Source organism: Bradyrhizobium sp. 521_C7_N1_3 (assembly GCF_052075975.1).
GTDB classification, from domain to species: Bacteria; Pseudomonadota; Alphaproteobacteria; order Rhizobiales; family Xanthobacteraceae; genus Bradyrhizobium; species Bradyrhizobium japonicum.
Map to the genome: position 1 here is coordinate 8,124,590 of NZ_CP197232.1, position 14,511 is coordinate 8,139,100.

Sequence of the window (14,511 nt, forward strand, 5' to 3'; positions counted from 1 at the left end):
GGTCACGTTCCGACACAAAGCGTGGCGCGCTGCTTGCGCAGCAGCGCGATCACGGACAGCGCCGTGATCAGGCCCGTCTTGGGATTCTCCGATGGGATGTTCTCGATCGACATCGAGAAGCGCGCCGAATCTGCCTCGACCTCGATGCGGTGAACATTGCGCGTCACGGTCGGGTCGGCCCAGATCTGCACGGAGGTGCGGTCGGGCCCGACGCCCGCGAGCGACAGCGCGACCGCGACGTTGAGATTGGCCGGAAAGCCCTTTGCAGCCTCGCGCGCGGTGCCCTCGAACAGCTTGAGCGGCTCGCGCAGATTGTCGATATCGATGTTGTTTTCGACGATGAAGGGCGCGCCCTTCAAGCCGTCGATCGGCTTGCGCGTCACCATCTTCACCGAATGAATGTTGCCGATTGCGGCGGCGTTGACGGCATCGAGCCCGATCAGCGCGCCGGTCGGCACGATGATGCGGCCGCCATTGGTGCGGGCGAGATCGACGAGATCGAAATTGTCGAGCAGCCCGCCGACGCTGACGACGACCGCGGCCTTGCCGCGTTTCACCGCGGGCTCGACGATCGCGCGCAACTGGCTGCTAGGTGCGCATTCGACCACGATGTCGGCGACTTCGCCGAGCTGCTCGATCGGCACGATTTGCGGCGGACGGCGCAGACCGCCGATAAAGGCCTGATGCTTGGCGGGATTGCGCACCGCGACGGCCGACAGGGTCAAGCCCTCGATACCCTGATCGAGCGCCGACGCGATCTTGGTGCCGATCGAGCCCAGGCCTGCGATGGCAACCCGCAATTCGTTCGAAGCTTTCTGTCCAGTCATCGCATCCCACCTTATCGCCAGGCCAATGTCATAGCCGCTCACGCCTCCCGCGCATAGCTGCGCAGGCGCGCCTCCAGCACCGCCAGCATGGCATCGCGAGCCGGGTCGCGCGAACCGCGCAGCCATGCGGCGGCAAGCGGCAGCCGGCCGATGGGGCCGCTCTGCTTCGGCCGCAGCGGCACGAAGCGCACGCCCGTCACCGCCATCCGCGTGGTCCAGCGCGGCACGATCGCAACGCCGAGCTTCGTTGCCACCAGATGGATGATGGTCTGCTTCTCGTCGGCGACCTGCACGATGCGCGGCGTCAGCCCGGCCTGCTCGAACAGCTTGATCGTGAGGTCATGGCTATGCGGCCGCGAGCGGCGGTCCGGCACCAGCATCGCCTCGTCGGCGATCTGCGCCAGCGTGATCGACTTGCGCTCGGCGAGCGCATGCCGCTGCGGAAACGCCACGATCGCGGTCTCTTGGAGCAGATCGCGGAATTCGAGCCGCTTGTCCGCACTGTCGGGCGGGCGGACGAAGGCGAGATCCAGCGCGCCGGTCAGAATCTTCGGCAGCAGCCGGACGGTCTTGTCTTCGAGCAGCTGCACCGCGATCTCGGGATGCTTGTCGCGGAAATCGCGCAAGAGCGGCGGCAACAATCCCGCCGCGGCGCTGTCGACGGCGCCGACCCGCAGCCGCCGCGCGGCGCCGGCACGCGAGCGGTTGCGCAGATTGCTCTCGACCGCCTCGACCTTGGCGAGGATGGCGCGGGCATCGCGCAGCAGCGTCGTGCCGTCTTCCGTCAGCGACACCGCGCGCGTGGTCCGTGCGAACAGCCGCGTTCCCAGATCTTCTTCCAACAGCCTGATCTGCCGGCCGAGCGCGGAGGGCAGCATCTGGAGCTGCTGCGCCGCATGGCCGAAATGCAGTTGCTCGGCCGCCGCCACGAAGCATCGCAACTGATGCAATTCCATCCAAGGTCCTCTGGTCTCGCCCGATCGCGCTTGAAGATTTACGCGAAGTCGTCATGCCCGGGCATAGCCGTCCGAAGGACGGCGTCGCTTCCGCTCGCCTACGCCCGGGCATCCACGTTCTTTGTGCCGCCAGGAAAGGCGTGGATGGCCGGGACAAGCCCGGCCATGACGCCGTGGCGGCCTTCCAGCGAGGATTATATCATTTTTTTGTATAAACCAGCGCCAATTGAGTATGCCTCCTTCCCGCGCCTAGGCTCGTTGCCGGCGTGGACCTCCAGCGGTCCGCCTCACCAACAACAAACGGGAACTCGAGGAGGCCAGGGTGGCGAGCGAAATTCAGACGCGCGTGCTGCGCAAGATCACCTGGCGCATCGTTCCCTTCATCATGCTGCTGTACTTCGTGGCCTTCATCGACCGCGTCAATATCGGCTTTGCCTCGCTGACCATGAACAAGGACATCGGCCTGTCGCCCGTGGTCTACGGCTTCGGCGCCGGCATCTTCTTCTGGGGCTATTTCCTGTTTGAGGTGCCATCCAACATCATCCTGCACAAGGTCGGCGCGCGGATCTGGATTGCGCGGGTGATGATCACCTGGGGCCTCGTGTCGGCGGCGATGGCGTTCGTGCAGGGCACGACCAGCTTCTACGTGCTGCGCTTCCTGCTTGGCGTCGCCGAAGCCGGCTTCTTTCCCGGCATCATCCTCTACCTCTCCTACTGGTTCCCGGCGCGCCAGCGTGCCGCGGTGACCGCGCTGTTCATGGCGGCCGCGCCACTCTCGACCGTGCTGGGCTCGCCGATATCGGGCGCGTTGCTGGAGATGGACGGCCATCTCGGCTTCAAGGGCTGGCAATGGCTGTTCGTGCTGGAGGCGCTGCCGGCCGTGGTGCTCGGCTTCGTCGTGCTTGGTTTCCTGACCGATCGCCCCGAGAAGGCGAAATGGCTTGCGGAGGACGAGCGGCGCTGGCTGGTCGAGACCATGAACGCTGAGACCACGAGCAAGGCCGCGACCGCGAGCCACAGCATCTGGCGCGGGCTTGCGGACCCGCGGGTGCTGGCGCTGTCGCTGATCTATTTCGGCACCTCGGCCGGCCTCTACACGCTCGGCGTCTGGGCGCCGCAGATCATCAAGCAGTTCGGCCTCTCCTCGCTTCAGGTCGGCTTCCTCAACGCCCTGCCTGCAACCGCCGCCGTCGTCGCAATGATCCTGTGGGCGCGGCACTCGGACCGCACCGGCGAGCGTACCTGGCACGTCGTATGGGCCTGCCTGATTGCGGCTGCGGGCCTTGCCTATGCCGGTCTTGCGGCCGGCGTCGTCGCCGTGCTGGTCGCGCTCGCTCTCGTGAATATCGGCATCTCTTCCGCAAAACCGCCGCTGTGGAGCATGCCGACGCTGTTCCTGTCCGGCCCCGCGGCCGCGGCAGGGATCGCCACCATCAACTCGATCGGCAATCTCGGCGGCTTCGTCGGTCCGGCCATGATCGGCTGGATCAAGGACCAGACCGGCAGTTTTGTCGGCGGCCTCTATTTCGTCAGCGGCCTGCTCGTTCTCTCGGCGATCCTGACCCTGCTATTGTCGCGCGCGCAGACCGCGCCCGTCGAACCCGTCCCGCAATCCCACTGACATCTCAAACGGAGCATCTTCATGCGCACTCATTCGATCGCAGCAATTCCGGCCGACGGGATCGGCCCCGAGGTCATCTCGGCCGGCGTCCGCGTGCTGGAGGCGCTGGCAAAACGCAGCGGCGACCTCGCCTTCAACGTCAAGACGTTCGACTGGGGCTCGGACTATTACAAGAAGCACGGCGTGATGATGCCGGCCGAGGGCCTTGCCGAACTGAAGAAGTTCGACGCGATCTATTTCGGCGCGGTCGGTGCGCCCGACGTGCCCGATCACATCACGCTGTGGGGCCTGCGCCTGCCGATCTGCCAGGGCTTTGACCAATACGCCAATGTGCGGCCGACCAAGATCCTGCCCGGCGTCGCCTCGCCGCTGCGCAATGTCGGCGTCGGCGATCTCGACTGGGTGATCGTGCGCGAGAACTCGGAAGGCGAATATGCCGGCATGGGCGGCCGTGCCCACAAGGGCCTGCCGGAAGAGGTCGGCACCGAGGTCGCGGTGTTCACCCGCGTCGGCGTCACCCGCATCATGCGCTACGCCTTTCAGCTTGCGCAGTCGCGGCCGCGCAAATTCCTGACGGTCGTGACCAAGTCGAACGCGCAGCGCCATGGCATGGTGATGTGGGACGAGATCGCAGCCGAAGTCGCGACCGAATTCCCCGATGTGACCTGGGACAAGATGCTGGTCGACGCCATGACGGTGCGCATGACGCTGCATCCGAAGAGCCTCGACACGATCGTCGCGACCAACCTCCACGCCGACATCCTCTCTGATCTTGCTGGCGCACTCGCCGGCAGCCTCGGGGTGGCGCCGACCGGCAACATCGACCCGCAGCGCCGCTTCCCCTCGATGTTCGAGCCGATCCACGGCTCGGCGTTCGACATCACCGGCAAGGGCATCGCCAACCCGGTCGCGACCTTCTGGACCGGTGCCCAGATGCTCGAGCATCTCGGCGAGAAGGACGCGGCAATACGGCTGATGTCGGCGGTCGAGCGCGTCTGCGCCGCCGGCGTGCTGACGCCCGACGTCGGCGGCAAGGCGACGACGAAGGAAGTCACGGACGCCGTGATCGACGCGATCCACGGGACGAACGTGTGAGCCCAAGCTAGCGCCGCGAACGCAAGTGCGCTCCCTCGCCCCGTTCTTACGGGGAGAGGGATGAGGGGCTGCCTCAGCAAAGACGGTGACAGTTAGATTCGCGGAGAGTCCCCCTCACCCGGATCGCATCTGCGATGCGATCCGGCCTCTCCCCGCACGCGGGGAGAGGCGAAGAGCCCTACTTCCGCCCTTGCGACGGAGGCGCCGGCGCCGCCATCGCGGCCAAAGGCTCCGGCGGCGTCAGATGGCGCGGGACGATGATGGACTGGCCGGGGGTGAGGGTCGCGTTCTCCGCCAGCGAATTGCTTTGGGCCAGCGTCCACAGCGGCACGCGGCGGGCGGCAGCGATGCTCTCCATGGTGTCGCCCGCGCGCACCGGCACCCGCACGCCGCTATCCCACAATTCGACCGGCGTGTTCGCCGGCACGAGATAGCGCAGCGGCACGGCATCGGCCTGGCTTTGCGCGGGGATGCGCGGCAACTGCGTCACCATCTCGATGATCTGGCGATGGATGTCGTCAGACTTCTCGATGTTGATGTGCGTGACACGCGAGTTCTCCTTGAGGTCATAGCTCGCATAATGGCCGCGATAGCCGGGCACGGCCACGACGTCGCCGCCGCCGAGCACGCTGTCGGACATGAAAATGTTGATGAAGCGCTCGACATTGAGCGGCACGTCGCCGGTCGCATGCGCGGAATCGATGGCGATGACGAGGCTGATCGGGATGTTCTCCTTGGCCGCCATCTCGGAGATCACGACCGAGCACAGCCCGCCCATGGAATGGCCGATCAGCACGATCGGCGCCGGGCTTTCCTTGTAGCTGGAGATGGCACGATCGCCGACCCATCGGCAGATGGTGAATTCATAGACGTCGGCCGAGAAGCCGGCCTTCGTCAGCTTTTCGCCAAGCCGGTCCATGCCGGTCGAGAAGATCGGCCCCATGGCGCCACGGAACAGGTAGATTTTTGGCGGCGGCAGCGGTTCGGCGGGCGGGGCAGGAGGCGGCGGCGCAGCGGTCGCGACCGCGGGCCGCTTCGGCTTCGCAGGTGAGGCAACGGCCATGCCGGTGCCTAGGGCGAACAGCGCAACCGCTGCCAGCACGACTAGCCGCCTCAGATCGATCATCAGTCCAGCAGTCCCACCATGGAAGGCAAAGCCCCCCTCCGCGGGCTTAGTGACCACCGATTGGGTGGATTTTGGGGCACGGAACCGGGCCCGTGACCGTCGGTCGAGGTTCTCATTCTGCCCCCTTGCATCCCCGGTATCAGCTGAACGGAACCCATGACTGGGCTTCGCAGGCGTCGAGGATCACCGAGCTCTGGATTCCCTTGTAGGCGTCATCGTCGAAAAAGACCGAATAGGCCGGGTGTCTGTCACCGCCTCGCTGCCTCAGGCAGACGAAATACGACCCCGGCCCGTGGTCGCTGGGACGGACGGCGGATGTCTCGAGCCCCCCGCTCAGCTTGACTTCGGCGGCTGCCTTCCTGACGCCCTCCTGCACCGCCTTGGCACCAGGCGGACGCGGTGGGTGATAGACCGGAGGCAAATTCCCGCTCGACGCGCATCCCGCCAGCAAAAGCGTCAAGACAGCGGACAAGGCCGCCAGAGATCTGCGGCGGCCGAAGACGGACCTTCGCTGGCCGCACGCCAACTCATATCGTGAATGCATCGCCTGTCCCCGGTGCCGCGCTCGGTGCGCGCCTCATCCCTGGGTCAGGACGAGATAGAGGCAGCCGGCGACCGTGGGCAGGAACGCGACCAGGGCCGTCATCCAGAAGCCGGGCTCGAGCATCGAGTCCTGGTCATCCCTCTCGTCGACTGCACGCCGATCTGCGTTCGTCCGGCTCCACGCCTCATCAGCCGTGAACAGGGGAACGCTGCTCGGGCGCGCATCGTCGCGCACTGCGCTTTCGCGCAAAGCGCGTTGGGAAGGGCGAGTTATTCCGGATGTCAGCATGTCATCAACTCTGATCGGCTACCAATATTTCGGGCTCGGATGTTGCGGGGCGCGCGGCCGCATCATTGTGTCAGCGCCTGCTCTGAATTCGCTCCGGGCACAGGCGGCGGGACCGGATTGCTGGCCGGGCTCTCCTTGGCGCCGGAATCGGTCCAGGCCGGCGGCAGGCCGAGCCCCTGCCCCGCGAAGCCGGTGATGCCGGGAAACCGTCCGAACGCTTCACAGGCAACATATTTGGGCGCACCGCCGAGGCGCACGGGAATGCTGTCCATCGGCGGCAGCGCGGGGATGCCGCCGAACGGCGATTCTCCGGTCGTAACCAGTTTTGCGAAGTCCGTGCCGAAATCGGCGGCGAGATCGTAGGCATCGCCCTCATTGGCGACCCGCGGAGAGTTGGTGATCGAGTTGGCGCCGCGCGCCCAGACCATGGCCGCCTTCTGAAATCCTGCAAAATCGCGCGCTTCCGCCTCGACCGACAGGCTGCCGAGCCCGACCGGAAGCCTCGGCACCGGTACGGGCACGCCGGGAAGCGCAACGGTCTTGGCAATCGACAGGGCTTTCGATGCGCCGGAGGCGGTCGGGCTGGTCGGCGCGGCATGCGTCACCGTCGCCTGCACCGTGAGATCGGCGTCGTCGTCGGATGAGACGACACGGAAGCGCTCGCTCAAGCGGAGACACAGCTCGCGACTGATGGCGTTCGCAACCAGGCGACGTTCCTTTTCGGTCAACACGACATCGGTGCGCGCGGGAAAGACGGTCGATGCGATCCGGATCGTCTTCGCCGCCAGCACATCCTGCTTGTTCACGCGGATTTTCGATCGCGTCACCAGCCCGTTCGCCTCCGACATCCGGTCGTAGCTCCTGAGCGAGCCGGCCTGTTCGAGCGGCGCGGTCGCACACCCTCCGAGCGCAAGCGCGGCTCCCATCAGGGCCGTCCGTGGAAAGCGCATGGTCCCATTCCCGCAGCGGCAGCTTATTAGAGAGATCGCTCTAATAATCACTGTCACGCCTCGCAACATCCGTCAACATAAATAGATGGAACTCTCTAATTTCGATTTTCTCGTGGCGGACCGTCGTGCTAAACGGGGCAAGTGTGAATGGAGATGTCCGGTTTGAGGAAAGTCGACCCCGTCAAGCACGAGCAGAAGCGCGGGGAAATCCTCGGCGCGGCGATCCGCTGCTTCATCAGGGACGGCTTCCGCGGCGCCAGCACGACAGACATCTGCACCGAAGCCGGCATCAGTCCGGGGCACCTCTATCACTACTTTCCGAGCAAGGTGGCGATCATCGAGGCGATGATCGACCTCGGTCTCGCGCGGTCGGCCGAAAAGTTCGAAAAAATTCTGGCTGCCCCCGACGTGATCGAGGCGCTGCTCGTCGATATCGAGGAAACCAGCCTGCGATTTCGTCCCGCTCAGATCCTCAATCTGGACGGCCTCGCGGAGGCCGCGCGCAATCCGGAATTCGCCGAGATCATCGAACGCCACACTAGGGCGGTCCGCCGCATGTGGAGCGATTTCCTGCGCCAGGCGCAAGACCGGGGACGGGTGGATCCAGGACTCGATCCGGACGCGACGGCAAACATCCTGATCGCCCTCGTCGACGGATCCCGCGCCATGCCGATCCGCAATCCGAAGCTGGATATCAAGCAGAGCGTAGAGCATCTGAGAACGATGCTCGTCCGCTTCCTGAACCCGCCCGACGCACAGAGCGCTGCGATCAAGCCCCGCATTCAGAAGACCGGTCGTCCCCTGAAGCTGGTCAGGAAGCGATAGAGCCCGCCCCCTAGAGCGGCAGGAGCCGGTTCAGCAATTCCAGCAGCGTGCGCTGCTCGGCCGCGCTGAGCGGGGCCAGCATCTTTTCGTTGTAGGGCTCGGTCAGCCTTGCCCCCTCGGCAATCAGCTTTGCGCCCTTCGGCGTCAGCATCAGCTCGACGGCGCGGCGGTCCGCCTTCGAGCGGTTGCGCTTGATGAAGCCGGACGATTCGAGCTCGTTCAGGATCTTGATCAGGTTCGGCAGGCGCAACCGAAGCAGGCTGGCGAGGCTGCTCGGCGGCACGCCGGGATTGTCACGAATGACGGCGAAGATCGCATAGGTCGCCGGCGTCAGGCCCAACGCGGCGAACTCCTCGTAAAAGCCTTCGAAGAACTTCAATTGCGCGAGGCGCAGCATGAAGCCGGGCGTCCGCCGGAGCGCGCGCAGGTCCAGCGATTTCTCCGGCTGCTGGTCGGGTTTCAACCCGGGTCTTACTGTTTTCGACCTCATGATCCTCAATCCGCGGCGGCCACCGGCTCAGCCGAATTGACACTCTCAAAAATAGCTATAAAATATAACTATTATTTAGCGGCACCAAGACCGCATATGGGAGGGACCAATGAACAGCAAATTCCTGCACAAATTGTGCATTTTGGCCTCAATGCTGGTTGCCGCGCCGGGCTATGCTCAGGATGCCGTGAAGATCGGCATCCTGAACGACCAATCCGGTCCGTTCGCGAGCTATCAGGGGATCGGCTCGGTCGTCGCCGCAAAAATGGCGGTCGAGGATTATGGCGGCAAGGCCGCCGGCAAGCCGGTCGAGGTCGTCGCCGCCGACCATCAGAACAAGACCGACATCGGGATCGGCATCGCCAGGCGCTGGTACGAGAATGACGGCGTCGACGCGATCTTCGATATCCCCAACTCGTCGATCGCGCTCGCTGTCGCCGGCATGAGCGCCGAGAAGAACAAGGTCTTCGTCGGATCGGGAGCCGGCACGGTGCTGCTGACCGGCGAGAAATGCACGCCGAACACCGTGCACTGGACCTACGACACCTATGCCTACGGGCGTGGCCTCGGCAAGGCGATCGTGCAGCAGGGCGGCAAGAAGTGGTTCTTCATCACCGCCGACTACGCGTTCGGTCATGACCTTGAGAAGCAGGCCGCGGAGGCCGTGAAAGCGTCCGGCGGCGAGGTGCTCGGCAGCGTGCGGCATCCGCTGGGAACAGCCGACTACGCCTCCTTCCTGCTCCAGGCCCAGGCTTCGGGCGCGAACGTCGTCGGCTTCGCCAATGCCGGCGACGATACCATCACCTCGATGAAGCAGGCCGCCGAGTTCGGGCTGACCAAGGACCACAAGCTGGTCGGATTGATCCTGGGGATGAACGGCCTTCCCTCACTCGGACTGAAGTTTGCGCAGGGCGCGCAGATCATGAACCCGTTCTACTGGGATCTGAACGACGGCACGCGGGCTTTTGCGAAGCGCTTCGCAGAACGCATTCCGTCGAAGGCCTATCCCAACGACATGCAGGCCGGCGTCTATGCCTCGGTCATTCACTATCTCAAGGCGGTCGACAAGGTCGGCGGCGCCAAGGACGGCAAGGCCGTCGTCGCAGCGATGAAGGAGATCCCGACCGACGATCCGCTGTTCGGCAAGGGCTACATCCGCAAGGACGGACGCAAGATCCACCCGCTCTATCTGCTCCAGGTCAAGGCGCCCGAGGAGTCGAGTTCGGCCTGGGACCTGCTGAAGGTCGTCGCCACGATCAAGGGCGAGGACGCATTCCGCTCGGAGAGCGAAGGCAAGTGTCCGCTCTCCAGTCAATAAGCGGCATCAGGAGTTCACGATGACCGGCATCGCGTGCAGCCAGGCCGACCCGTTTGCGCCTGATTTCCTGATCGATCCGTATCCTGCCTACGAAACCTTGCGTGCGCTGGGGCCCGTGTTCAGGCTCGCGCGTTACGACGTGTGGGCCATGGCGGGCTATGCCGGGGTCGAGGCGGCGCTGAAGGACTGGAAGACCTTCATCAGCGGCGAGGGTGTCGGGCTTCACGGGATGAATCCTGCCCTGCCGAAACCGCTGTCGCTCCAGATCGATCCGCCCGACCACGACAAGGGCCGCCGCGTCCTCGGCCGCACCTTGTCCCCAGGCGTCGCAAGGAAGCTGCGCGAGACGTTTCAGCAGGAGGCGGAGAGGAAGGTCTCGGAGCTGATCGACAAAGGCACCTTCGATGCCGTGGCCGATCTTGCGGAAGCCTATCCCATGAAAGTGTTTCCGGATGCGATCGGCATCCGGCCGGATGGCCGCGAGAAGCTGCTGGCCTGGAGCACGTTCGTGTTCGACAGCTTTGGCCCGGAGAACGAAATGCTGGCCGCATCGCGCAAGGCGGGCCTCGCCGCTCAGAGCTGGATCATGGAATGCTGCGCCCGGGACGCGTTGCAGCCCGACGGGCTCGGCATGATGATCTACCAGGCCGCCGACGACGGCGAGATCACCGAGCACGAAGCAACGCACCTGGTGCGGCCGTTCCTCACCGCCGGGATCGACACGACCGTCAACGGCATCGGGAACACCCTGCTGGCACTCGCCACGCATCCGGATGAATATCGCAAGCTGCACCACAAGCCGGAGCTGGCGCGCAACGCGTTCGAGGAAGGCCTGCGCTACGACTCACCGGTGCAGACGTTCTTTCGCACCACCTCGCGCGAGGTCGAGACGAGTGCCGGCGTGATTCCCGCGCACCGCAAGGTGCTGCTGTTTATGGCCTCCGCCAACCGCGATCCCGCGCGCTGGGACAACGCGGACCGCTTCGAGGTCGAACGGAGCGCGACCGGGCATGTCGGCTTCGGCGCCGGCATTCACGCCTGTGTCGGCCAGATGATCGCACGCCTGGAAGGCGAATTGATCTTTGGCGAGCTTGCAAGGCGCGTGAAGACCATCGAACTCACGGCAGAGCCCAGGCGCAGGCTCAACAATTCCCTGCGTGGGCTGGAGAGCATGCCGGTCCGCGTAACCGCCGCTTAGGCGGCATCACGCGGTGCTGCGGGCGCGACGCGCCCTCAGTTCCTGGCCGGAGCCGATGCGGCCGCCGAGCGTGCCTGCCGCGGGGCCCTGGGTGCGCCGGGTTCGGCGACCGGACTTGCCGGGGCGCGCGAGCGCATGATGGCGGCGTCGATCTCGGCGATGACGCGGCGCTGGATCGCCTCGCTCTTGTCGATCGAGATGTGGCCGACACCGGTGCCGCGGACGTCGACATTGTCGAGCTTGCCGCGCAGGCCAGACGCGGCCCGCACGGGTTCGCCGGGGCCGTCGCCGATAAAGATGTTGATGTAGCGCTCGGCGCCGGTCGACAGCCTGGTCTTGAACACGGAATCGAGGCCGATCGCGAGCTTCACGGGAACGCCGAGCTGGTTGAGCTTGGCGATCATGTCCGGCAGCGCGGTCGCACCGGAGGAATGGCCGACCAGGACGATGGTCTTGACTCGGCCGGCCCGGTAATCGGCCGCGGCTTCATCGGCGAGCGAGGACCAGGACACGAAATTCGCAACCGTCACCTGCATGCCTTGCGCCTGGAGCCGGGCGCCGATCGTGTCGAGCCCGAGCGAGAAGATGTTGAGCACGCCGCGGAGCAGGTAGACATGGGTGGTCGCGGCCGGGGACTGGCTCGGCGCCGCCCTGGCGGTGGTCGGGCTGATGGCAACAGCTGACAGCAGGAGCAGGCAGATCGCCCACACACGGAGGGCGGGCAACTGGCTGGCGCCGGCGGTGTGACGGCCGTTCGGTCTCATCTCGATGTTTCCCTGGGGACAATACGCTTTGCGATCGGCCGGAATCGTAGCCACGGCCCGCTCGCAGACGCAACAAAGAGGCGCGTGAGTGGCAATCTTAGCCACAGCCCGTGACCATCGCGCAACACTTACCCGGAACCTGCCACCGAAGGGCCTGTTTTGAGACCATTTTTCCCCAGCCAATTGCGGCCGGGCAAGTGCATTCCTATTTCAGGGCTCCGCTGACCTCCTCCCGGACGGTTCCAGCCTCCCCTCCCCAGTCTTTACCTTTCAGCCCTGCGGCCATCATGTCCTCCATCATTTCCGTCGCCAATTTGTCGAAGACCTATGGGTCCGGCTTCAAGGCGCTCAAGAACGTCAATCTCGACATCAAGCGCGGCGAGATTTTTGCCCTGCTCGGCCCCAACGGCGCCGGCAAGACCACGCTGATCTCGATCATTTGCGGCATCGCCAACCCGAGCGAAGGCACGGTCCTCGTCGGCGGCGAGAATATCCAGACCTCGTACCGCAAGGCCCGCTCGCTGATCGGCCTCGTGCCCCAGGAATTGCACACCGACGCCTTCGAGAGCGTGTGGGCGACAGTGAGCTTCTCCCGCGGCCTGTTCGGCAAGCCGAAGAACCCCGACCATATCGAGAAGGTGCTGAAGGACCTCTCGCTCTGGGACAAGAAGGACAACAAGATCATCACGCTCTCCGGCGGCATGAAGCGCCGCGTGATGATCGCGAAAGCGCTGTCGCACGAGCCGCAGGTCCTGTTCCTTGACGAGCCGACCGCCGGCGTCGACGTCGAGCTTCGCAAGGGCATGTGGGAGGTGGTGCGCACGCTGCAGCAATCCGGCGTCACCATCATCCTGACCACGCACTACATCGAAGAAGCCGAGGAGATGGCCGACCGCATCGGCGTCATCAACAAGGGCGAGATCGTGCTGGTCGAGGACAAGGCGACGTTGATGGAGAAGCTCGGCAAGAAGCGGTTGACGCTCCATCTGCAGGGCAAGGTCACGACGCTGCCGGACAGCCTCAGCCATTACGAGCTCGACCTCTGCGACGGCGGCGCGACGCTCGTCTACGACTACGACACCAAGGGCGAGCGCACCGGCATCACCAGCCTGCTCAGCGACCTCCGCAACGCCGGCATCCGCTTCAACGATCTCGACACGACGCAATCGTCGCTCGAGGACATCTTCGTCGACCTCGTGAGGACGTCATGAACCATCGCGCCATCCGCGCCATCTATCTGTTCGAAATGGCGCGCACCTGGCGTACGCTGCTGCAAAGCATCGTCTCGCCTGTCGTCTCGACCTCGCTCTATTTCGTGGTGTTCGGCGCCGCGATCGGCTCGCGCATCAGCCAGGTCGAGGGCGTCAGCTACGGCACCTTCATCGTGCCGGGCCTGATCATGCTCTCGGTGCTGACGCAGAGCATCGCCAATGCCTCGTTCGGCATCTACTTTCCGAAATTCACCGGCACGATCTATGAAATTCTCTCCGCGCCGATCTCTTATGTCGAGATCGTGCTGGGCTATGTCGGCGCAGCCGCGACCAAGTCGATCATTCTGGGCCTCATCATCCTGGCGACAGCCGGCCTGTTCGTGCCGCTCCATATCCACCATCCAATCTGGATGCTGACTTTCCTGGTGCTGACGGCGGTGACGTTCAGCCTGTTCGGCTTCATCATCGGCATCTGGGCCGACGGCTTCGAAAAGCTCCAGATGATCCCGATGCTGGTGGTGACGCCGCTGACCTTCCTCGGCGGCAGCTTCTATTCCATCGACATGCTGCCGGCAGGCTGGCGCTCGGTGGCGCTGCTGAACCCGGTCGTCTATCTGATCTCCGGCTTCCGCTGGAGCTTCTACGAGATCGCGGATGTCAGCGTGTCCGTCAGCATCTGCATGACGACGGCGTTCCTGGTGATCTGCCTCGCCGTGATCTGGTGGATTTTCCGCACCGGCTACCGGCTGAAGAACTGACCGCAGATCCGTAGCCCGGATGGAGCGCAGCGAAATCCGGACGAGCGTCACCTTACGCACCAGCGGCCCCGGATTGCGCTTCGCTCCATCCGGGCTACGGCGCTACCTTACCTGTAGCAGTGGAAGCGATGGTAGCCGTCATAGTAGCCGCGGCAGCGGTAATGACGGTGATGTGGGATGCCGAACACGCCCTCAACCGCACCCACGGCCCCGCCGACACCTGCGCCGACCGCGCCGCCAACGACGCCACCCACAGGCCCGGCAATCCGGTTGCCTTCATAGGAGCCTTCCTGGGCGCCGCGCACGATGCCCTGGGCGTGGCCGGCTTGCGGCAGCGACAACAGCGCGAGCAGAATGGCGGCGGCTGCGAACAGCAGGCGGAGAGGCAAACCGGCCGGCAATTGCGCGGCGGCGATACGGGCTTTGTTCATCTTCGGTCCCAAGGGAATTAAAGGGGAAAGGGCAGCGGAAGCCGCCCGTCGAGGGCAGCCACGATCAACGCCTGAAGCGGCCGAATGGTTGCGCCTTTGTGACGAATTG

15 protein-coding genes are annotated in these 14,511 nt (G+C 64.8%); 7 read left to right on the forward strand and 8 right to left on the reverse strand.

What is annotated here, in order from left to right; genetic code table 11:
- Window positions 1-2 precede the first annotated feature (2 nt).
- Window positions 3-827 (reverse strand): aspartate dehydrogenase, encoded by an 825-nt coding sequence (locus tag AB7008_RS38235; protein ID WP_441260459.1) that lies wholly within the window; start codon window positions 825-827, stop codon window positions 3-5.
- Between the two features lie 38 nt (window positions 828-865).
- Complete coding sequence (locus AB7008_RS38240) at window positions 866-1,783, reverse strand: LysR substrate-binding domain-containing protein (protein ID WP_441260460.1); 918 nt, start codon at window positions 1,781-1,783, stop codon at window positions 866-868.
- Between the two features lie 322 nt (window positions 1,784-2,105).
- Between AB7008_RS38240 and AB7008_RS38245 the strand changes: the two genes are divergently transcribed.
- Both AB7008_RS38245 and AB7008_RS38250 read left to right on the forward strand, forming a co-directional pair.
- A complete protein-coding gene (locus tag AB7008_RS38245) occupies window positions 2,106-3,404 on the forward strand; it encodes an MFS transporter (RefSeq protein WP_441260461.1) in 1,299 nt (432 codons plus the stop codon).
- A 21-nt stretch (window positions 3,405-3,425) separates the two neighbouring features.
- Entirely contained in the window at window positions 3,426-4,499 is a 1,074-nt protein-coding gene (locus AB7008_RS38250) for a tartrate dehydrogenase (RefSeq protein ID WP_014492991.1), read from the forward strand.
- Between the two features lie 178 nt (window positions 4,500-4,677).
- On the opposite strand, the gene AB7008_RS38255 is transcribed toward AB7008_RS38250, so the two are convergent.
- The 3 genes from AB7008_RS38255 to AB7008_RS38265 all read right to left on the reverse strand — a co-directional run bounded on the left by AB7008_RS38255 (window position 4,678) and on the right by AB7008_RS38265 (window position 7,383).
- On the reverse strand, window positions 4,678-5,625 hold the full coding sequence (locus AB7008_RS38255; RefSeq protein WP_441260462.1) for a LysM peptidoglycan-binding domain-containing protein: 948 nt from the start codon (window positions 5,623-5,625) through the stop codon (window positions 4,678-4,680).
- A 577-nt stretch (window positions 5,626-6,202) separates the two neighbouring features.
- Window positions 6,203-6,403: a hypothetical protein gene (locus tag AB7008_RS38260; protein ID WP_259221849.1), complete on the reverse strand. Its 201-nt coding sequence runs from the start codon at window positions 6,401-6,403 to the stop codon at window positions 6,203-6,205.
- A gap of 116 nt (window positions 6,404-6,519) precedes the next feature.
- Window positions 6,520-7,383: a DUF3313 domain-containing protein gene (locus tag AB7008_RS38265; RefSeq protein ID WP_441261275.1), complete on the reverse strand. Its 864-nt coding sequence runs from the start codon at window positions 7,381-7,383 to the stop codon at window positions 6,520-6,522.
- A gap of 171 nt (window positions 7,384-7,554) precedes the next feature.
- Between AB7008_RS38265 and AB7008_RS38270 the strand changes: the two genes are divergently transcribed.
- Window positions 7,555-8,232 (forward strand): TetR/AcrR family transcriptional regulator, encoded by a 678-nt coding sequence (locus AB7008_RS38270; RefSeq protein ID WP_441260463.1) that lies wholly within the window; start codon window positions 7,555-7,557, stop codon window positions 8,230-8,232.
- Window positions 8,233-8,242: 10 nt separating this feature from the next.
- Here AB7008_RS38270 and AB7008_RS38275 read toward each other — a convergent pair whose 3' ends face one another.
- Window positions 8,243-8,722 (reverse strand): MarR family winged helix-turn-helix transcriptional regulator, encoded by a 480-nt coding sequence (locus tag AB7008_RS38275; RefSeq protein ID WP_441260464.1) that lies wholly within the window; start codon window positions 8,720-8,722, stop codon window positions 8,243-8,245.
- 109 nt (window positions 8,723-8,831) lie between these two features.
- Here AB7008_RS38275 and AB7008_RS38280 point away from each other — a divergent pair, with 109 nt between their 5' ends.
- The gene (locus AB7008_RS38280; RefSeq protein ID WP_441260465.1) at window positions 8,832-10,040 is read left to right on the forward strand and encodes an ABC transporter substrate-binding protein; all 1,209 of its coding nucleotides are present in this window, start codon (window positions 8,832-8,834) and stop codon (window positions 10,038-10,040) included.
- A gap of 19 nt (window positions 10,041-10,059) precedes the next feature.
- On the forward strand, window positions 10,060-11,238 hold the full coding sequence (locus tag AB7008_RS38285) for a cytochrome P450 (RefSeq protein WP_441260466.1): 1,179 nt from the start codon (window positions 10,060-10,062) through the stop codon (window positions 11,236-11,238).
- 35 nt (window positions 11,239-11,273) lie between these two features.
- Here the strand turns inward: AB7008_RS38285 and AB7008_RS38290 are convergent, their stop codons facing one another.
- Window positions 11,274-12,002 carry a hypothetical protein gene (locus AB7008_RS38290; protein ID WP_441260467.1) on the reverse strand — a complete coding sequence of 243 codons (729 nt, stop codon included), beginning with the start codon at window positions 12,000-12,002 and terminating at the stop codon, window positions 11,274-11,276.
- Window positions 12,003-12,289: 287 nt separating this feature from the next.
- Between AB7008_RS38290 and AB7008_RS38295 the strand changes: the two genes are divergently transcribed.
- Together AB7008_RS38295 and AB7008_RS38300 are read left to right on the forward strand one after the other, a co-directional pair.
- A complete protein-coding gene (locus AB7008_RS38295; RefSeq protein ID WP_028156392.1) occupies window positions 12,290-13,213 on the forward strand; it encodes an ABC transporter ATP-binding protein in 924 nt (307 codons plus the stop codon).
- Entirely contained in the window at window positions 13,210-13,971 is a 762-nt protein-coding gene (locus AB7008_RS38300) for an ABC transporter permease (RefSeq protein ID WP_028156391.1), read from the forward strand. The genes AB7008_RS38295 and AB7008_RS38300 overlap by 4 nt, the downstream gene beginning before the upstream one ends.
- Before the next feature lie 107 nt (window positions 13,972-14,078).
- Here AB7008_RS38300 and AB7008_RS38305 read toward each other — a convergent pair whose 3' ends face one another.
- Entirely contained in the window at window positions 14,079-14,402 is a 324-nt protein-coding gene (locus tag AB7008_RS38305; RefSeq protein WP_014492980.1) for a hypothetical protein, read from the reverse strand.
- Window positions 14,403-14,511: the final 109 nt, after the last annotated feature.

What these genes read in the sequence shown, in the direction of transcription:
- AB7008_RS38240 (WP_441260460.1), bottom strand. Translation starts at nt 1,783, where the DNA reads ATGGAATTGCATCAGTTGCGATGCTTCGTGGCGGCGGCCGAGCAACTG.
- AB7008_RS38290 (WP_441260467.1), bottom strand. Translation starts at nt 12,002, where the DNA reads ATGAGACCGAACGGCCGTCACACCGCCGGCGCCAGCCAGTTGCCCGCC.
- AB7008_RS38255 (WP_441260462.1), bottom strand. Translation starts at nt 5,625, where the DNA reads ATGATCGATCTGAGGCGGCTAGTCGTGCTGGCAGCGGTTGCGCTGTTC.
- AB7008_RS38235 (WP_441260459.1), bottom strand. Translation starts at nt 827, where the DNA reads ATGACTGGACAGAAAGCTTCGAACGAATTGCGGGTTGCCATCGCAGGC.
- AB7008_RS38270 (WP_441260463.1), top strand. Translation starts at nt 7,555, where the DNA reads ATGGAGATGTCCGGTTTGAGGAAAGTCGACCCCGTCAAGCACGAGCAG.
- AB7008_RS38275 (WP_441260464.1), bottom strand. Translation starts at nt 8,722, where the DNA reads ATGAGGTCGAAAACAGTAAGACCCGGGTTGAAACCCGACCAGCAGCCG.
- AB7008_RS38280 (WP_441260465.1), top strand. Translation starts at nt 8,832, where the DNA reads ATGAACAGCAAATTCCTGCACAAATTGTGCATTTTGGCCTCAATGCTG.
- AB7008_RS38305 (WP_014492980.1), bottom strand. Translation starts at nt 14,402, where the DNA reads ATGAACAAAGCCCGTATCGCCGCCGCGCAATTGCCGGCCGGTTTGCCT.
- AB7008_RS38265 (WP_441261275.1), bottom strand. Translation starts at nt 7,383, where the DNA reads ATGGGAGCCGCGCTTGCGCTCGGAGGGTGTGCGACCGCGCCGCTCGAA.
- AB7008_RS38295 (WP_028156392.1), top strand. Translation starts at nt 12,290, where the DNA reads ATGTCCTCCATCATTTCCGTCGCCAATTTGTCGAAGACCTATGGGTCC.
- AB7008_RS38250 (WP_014492991.1), top strand. Translation starts at nt 3,426, where the DNA reads ATGCGCACTCATTCGATCGCAGCAATTCCGGCCGACGGGATCGGCCCC.
- AB7008_RS38300 (WP_028156391.1), top strand. Translation starts at nt 13,210, where the DNA reads ATGAACCATCGCGCCATCCGCGCCATCTATCTGTTCGAAATGGCGCGC.
- AB7008_RS38285 (WP_441260466.1), top strand. Translation starts at nt 10,060, where the DNA reads ATGACCGGCATCGCGTGCAGCCAGGCCGACCCGTTTGCGCCTGATTTC.